Source organism: Plasticicumulans sp. (assembly GCF_035331805.1).
Lineage (GTDB): Bacteria > Pseudomonadota > Gammaproteobacteria > Competibacterales > Competibacteraceae > Plasticicumulans.
In genome coordinates this window covers 8,147-13,201 of sequence record NZ_DAOLKE010000074.1, presented here as the reverse complement: position 1 = coordinate 13,201, position 5,055 = coordinate 8,147, and the positions used below count along the sequence as shown (strand labels likewise).

The window sequence follows — 5,055 nt, the reverse complement described above, 5'->3', positions numbered from 1 at the left end:
GCCCGGGCCTGGCTAGCGCCGCATCGGCCTCGCCGCAGCGCGGCGCCAGCCAGGCCCGGGCTTCCGCGGCCGGTGGCGGCGCGAAGCGGATCGTCTGGCAGCGGCTGCGCACGGTCGGCAGCAGCCGCGCCGGCCGGGCACTGACCAGGATCAGGTGACTGCCGGGGGCCGGTTCCTCCAGCGTCTTCAGCAGCGCGTTGGCGGCGTTGACGTTCAGCAGCTCCGCCGGCGCCAGCCGCAGCACGCGCCGGCCGCCGAACTGCGGCGTCAGCGCCGCGAAGCCGATCAGCTCGCGGATCGCGTCGACGCGGATCGCCTTGCCCTCCTCGGCCGGCGCGACCACGTGCAGGTCCGGATGGCTGCCGGCGGCGAGCAGCCGGCAGGCGCGGCAATGACCGCAGGCGTGATGGTCGGGGCGCGGGCTTTCGCAGAGCAGGGCTTCTCCGAGCGCCTGCGCGAACGCCATCTTGCCGAGCCCTTCGGGGCCGGCGAGCAGCAGCGCGTGCGGCAGCCGGCCCGCGGCCAGCGCCGGGGCGAGCTGCGCCCAGATCCCGCGCAGCCACGGCGGCAGACCTTCGCAGGTGCCGGCGCCGGATGCAGGCGTGGAGGAGTCCGCCGTCATGGCGCGGCGGCGTCCGCCGTGACCGGCCCTTGTCCGGGCCGGTGCTCGGCGAGGAAGGCGTCGATCGCGGCCAGCGTCGCGGCGCTGACCTCGGCGAGCGGCGCAGCAGCATCGAGCACGCGGTAGCGCGCCGGCGCGGCCGCCGCCCGGTTGATGTAGGCAAGCCGCACGCGCGCGTGGAATTCATATTCCTCCTGCTCGAAGCGGTCGGCCGCACCGCGGCGGCCGGCGCGGGCAAGACCGGTCTCGGGCGGCAGGTCGTAGAGCAGCACCAGATCGGGCCGCAGTGCCCGCTGCACGAATTCCTCCAGCTGCACGACGCGATCGAAGCCGAGGCCGCGGCCGCCGCCCTGGTAGGCGTAGCTCGCGTCGGTGAAGCGGTCGCACAGCACCCAGTCGCCGCGCGCGAGCGCCGGCTCGATGACCTGCGCGATGTGCTCGGCGCGCGCCGCGAACATCAGCAGCAGTTCGGTATCGCCGGCGATGCCGCCGGCGCGCGGGCGCAGCAGCAGCTCGCGCAGCTCCTCCCCGAGCGGCGTGCCGCCGGGTTCGCGCGTGCAGACCACGCCGAGGCCGGCGGCTTCGAGCCGTGCGCGCAGGGTGTCGAGCTGCGTGGACTTGCCGGCACCCTCGATGCCATCGACGACGATGAAGCGTCCTCTGGCCGGATTCACTCGGATTCTCCTCGGCTGGCGGCGGCACGCCGCGCGCGGTAGTCGCGCACGGCGCGCTGGTGGTCTTCGAGCGTGGCGGAAAACACGTGCCCGCCATCGCCGCGGGCAACGAAGTACAGCGCATCGCCGGGGGCCGGGTCCACGGCCGCGGCCAGCGCCGCAGCACCGGGGGCGGCGATCGGCGTCGGCGGCAGGCCCTTGCGGGTATAGGTGTTGTACGGGCCGTCGCTGCGCAGATCGCTGCGCGTCAGCTCCCCGTCCGCCGCGGCTCCACGCCCGTACAGCACGGTCGGGTCGGCCTGCAGCGGCATGCCGAGCGCGAGCCGCCGCGCGTAGACGCCGGCCACCTGCCGGCGTTCCGCGGGCAGGCCGGTTTCCTTCTCGACGATCGAGGCCAGCACCAGCGCCTCGTCCGGCGTCTTCAGCGGCGAATCGGGCGCGCGCTTCGCCCAGGCGGCGGCGAGCTGGCGCTCCAGCGCCCGGCGCATCTGCCGCAGCAGCTCCAGGTCGGGCGTGCCGCTCTGGTAGCGGTAGGTATCCGGGAAGAAGCGGCCTTCCGGAGCCAGCCCCGGCTCGCCGAGACGCTCCATGACCTGTGCATCGTCGAGGCCGGCCAGCGTCTGCCCGACCTTCGGCAGCGTCGCGAGTGCGGCACGGATCTGCGCGAAGGTCCAGCCCTCGGGCACCGTGAAGCTGCGCACGATCACGCGCCCGGCGACCCAGCGATCGAGCAGCGCGCGCGGCGTGTCCAGCGGCTCGATGCGGTACTCGCCGGCCTGGATGCGCCCGGCCAGCCCGTGCAGGCGCGCGTACAGCTCGAACCACAGCGCCCGGCGCAGCACGCCGCGCTGCTGCAGGTCGGCGGCGAGCGCACCGACCGAGCTGCCGGGAGCGACGAGGTAGTCGAGCCCCCCGGCCGGCACCGGCAGCGTCGAATCGAGAAAGCGCCGGTAGTCGAGCCAGGCCGCCCCGCCGCCGAGCAGCAGCACCAGCAGCAGTGCGCCCGCCAGGATGCGCTTCATGCCGCCTCCGCCCGGCGCAGGGTCTCGAAGTCCTCGGCAAGGTACTGCGTCAGCGGCCCCGGGGCCGGCCAGCGGCGCTCGCCGAGGGCGCGCACCGGGCGCAGGCCGTAGACGCTGTTGCAGAGGAACAGCTCGTCGGCGGCCAGCAGTTCGTCCCGATCGACGCGCGCTTCGAGGACTTCGAGGCCAAGCTGCCGCGCCCGCCCGATCAGCACGCCGCGCACGATGCCGGCGATGCCGGCGCGATCGAGCCGCGGCGTGTGCAGGCGCCCGTCCCGCACGAGGAAGAGATTGGCGGCGGTGGCCTCGACCGGCGTGCCGTCCGGCAGGCACATCAGCCCTTCCTGGAGGTCCGGATCGTCCCACTCGGCGCGCGCGAGCACCTGATCGAGCCGGTTCAGGTGCTTGAGCCCGGCGAGCCGCGGGTTTTCCGACAGCGGATGCGCGCACCAGCGCACGGCGACCGGCGCGAGCGGCACGGCATCGGCCGGCCACGGATGCAGGCTCAGCGCGCGCGTCGGCGTGCACGGCTGCGGTGGCCGGTAGCCGCGCCCGCCGCAGCCGCGCGTCAGCACGATCTTCAGCACCGCCCGGTCCCGGGCGGCGCACAGCCGGTCCGCTTCCTGACGCAGCAGCCCGGCGCCGGGCAGCGGCAGGCCGAGGCGCTCGCAGCCGGCCGCGAGCCGGCTCAGGTGAGGCTCCCAGAACTCGGGTCGCCCGGCGCGCACGGCCAGCGTCTCGAACACGCCATCGCCGTACTGCAGGCCGCGGTCGGCCAGCGCGAGCCGGGTTTCCGGCACGCCGTCGATCAGGCTGTCCGGACTCATGCCCCGGCCCCGAGCGCGAGCAGCAGGCCGCGCGCCTTGTGGCGGGTCTCGGCGAGTTCGTGCGCCGGCTCGGAGTCGGCGACGATGCCGGCGCCGGTGCGCAGCACCAGATGCTCGCCGTCGACGGCGAGCGTGCGGATCAGGATGTTCAGGTCGAGGTCGCCGTCGCGGTTCAGATAGCCGAAGGCGCCGGTGTAGGCACCGCGGCCGGTGGCTTCGAGCTCGGCGATGATCTGCATGCAGCGCACCTTCGGGCAGCCGGTGATCGTGCCGCCCGGAAACACCGCGCGGATCGCCGCGCCCGGCGTCACGTCCTCGCGCAGCTCGCCGGCGACGTTCGAGACGATGTGATGAACGTGCGCGTAGCTCTCGATCGCCATCAGTTCGTCGACCCGCACGCTGCCCGGCCGGCAGACGCGGCCGAGATCGTTGCGTTCGAGATCGATCAGCATCACGTGTTCCGCGCGCTCCTTCGGATGCGCGAGCAGCTGCGCCGACAGTGCCGCATCCGCGCTGGTGCTCGCATCGCGCCGGCGCGTGCCGGCGATCGGCCGGGTGTCGATGCGCCGGCCGCGCACGCGCAGCAGCCGCTCCGGCGAGGAACTGACCACGGCCTGCGCGCCGAAGCGCGCCAGCCCCGCAAACGGCGCCGGATTGGCCACGCGCAGGCGTGCGTACAGCTCGTCGGCCCCGGCATCGGGCACGAGCCGCCCGCGCCAGGCGCGCGACAGGTTCACCTGGAACACGTCGCCGGCGAGGATGTACTCACGGATGCGCGCAACGCCATCGAGAAAACCAGCCGGATCGTCCTCGACGAGGGCTTCCGCCAGCACCGGCTCCGCGGCCGGCCCGCTGACGGCAGGCAGGCCGGCGCAGTCGGCGAGCAGCCGCTCGACATGCGCCTCGCCCCCGGCCTCGGCCACCGCCCAGGCACGGCCGCAGGCGTGGTCGATCGCCAGCGCCGCCGGCACGCGCAGCGCACAGGCGCGCGGCAGGCCATCGGTCGCCGCCGGCAGGTGCAGCACCGGTTCGACCTCGGCAGCGAGTTCGTAGCCGAGATACACAAACCAGCCGCCGCGAAACGGCAGGCCCTCGGGAAGATCCGCATCGTCCGCAGCCGGCAGGCGCTCGGCCCGCCACGCGGCGTCGAGCCGGTCGAGAAAATCCGTGCCCGGCTGCGCCTGCAGCCGGGCCTGCGGAAACGCGAACACCAGCGACCAGCGGCCGTTGCCCCCGCCGCGCGCGACGCTCTCCAGCAGGCAGGGATAGCGCGCCGGATCATGCCGGTGCAGGGCCAGCGGATCGGGCACGGCAGGCAGTTCGCGCAGGCAGGTCAAGGCAGGCGGACTCGCAACAAAGCCGAAGCCGGCCCGGGGCGGACCCGGAACCGGCTTCGAGGGGAGACGAAGGACGGCGACGACTCAGGTGAGCCGGCGGAAGATCACCGTGCCGTTGGTACCGCCGAAACCGAAGGAGTTCGACAGCGCCACGTCGATCTTCATCTCGCGCGCCGTGTGCGGCACGTAGTCGAGATCGCAGCCCTCGCCCGGCTGGTCGAGGTTGATCGTCGGCGGCACGACCTGATCGCGCAGCGACAGCACCGAGAACACCGCCTCGACGCCGCCGGCCGCGCCGAGCAGATGACCGGTCATCGACTTCGTCGAGCTGACCGCGACGCGGTACGCATGCTCGCCGAGCGCGGCCTTGACCGCCGTGCTCTCGGCCACGTCACCGGCCGGCGTCGAGGTGCCGTGCGCGTTGATGTAGTCGATCTGCCCGGGGTTGAGCCGCGCATCGCGCAGCGCCGCCAGCATGCAGCGGCGGGCGCCGTCGCCGTTTTCCATCGGCAGCGTCATGTGGTAGGCGTCGCTGCTCATGCCGAAGCCGACGAACTCGCAGTAGATGCGCGC

The 5,055-nt window shown here is 73.9% G+C and carries 5 protein-coding genes and 1 pseudogene; all 6 read right to left on the bottom strand.

Annotation, left to right across the window (positions count from 1 at the left end; all coding sequences use genetic code 11):
• Positions 1–622 (bottom strand): DNA polymerase III subunit delta' (gene holB, locus PKE44_RS07585; protein ID WP_324549695.1); only part of this gene is annotated, 622 nt, incomplete at its 3' end.
• Positions 619–1,296 carry a dTMP kinase gene (tmk, locus tag PKE44_RS07580; RefSeq protein ID WP_324549693.1) on the bottom strand — a complete coding sequence of 226 codons (678 nt, stop codon included), beginning with the start codon at positions 1,294–1,296 and terminating at the stop codon, positions 619–621. The genes tmk and holB, both read right to left, overlap by 4 nt.
• On the bottom strand, positions 1,293–2,318 hold the full coding sequence (gene mltG / locus PKE44_RS07575) for an endolytic transglycosylase MltG (RefSeq protein WP_324549691.1): 1,026 nt from the start codon (positions 2,316–2,318) through the stop codon (positions 1,293–1,295). Before mltG ends, tmk begins: the two co-directional genes overlap by 4 nt.
• Positions 2,315–3,145 (bottom strand): aminodeoxychorismate lyase, encoded by an 831-nt coding sequence (gene pabC, locus PKE44_RS07570; RefSeq protein ID WP_324549689.1) that lies wholly within the window; start codon positions 3,143–3,145, stop codon positions 2,315–2,317. The genes mltG and pabC overlap by 4 nt, the downstream gene beginning before the upstream one ends.
• Positions 3,142–4,482 (bottom strand): aminodeoxychorismate synthase component I, encoded by a 1,341-nt coding sequence (locus PKE44_RS07565; protein ID WP_324549687.1) that lies wholly within the window; start codon positions 4,480–4,482, stop codon positions 3,142–3,144. Before PKE44_RS07565 ends, pabC begins: the two co-directional genes overlap by 4 nt.
• Positions 4,483–4,566: 84 nt before the next feature.
• Positions 4,567–5,055, bottom strand: a pseudogene (locus tag PKE44_RS07560) (beta-ketoacyl-ACP synthase II); the annotation flags it as partial.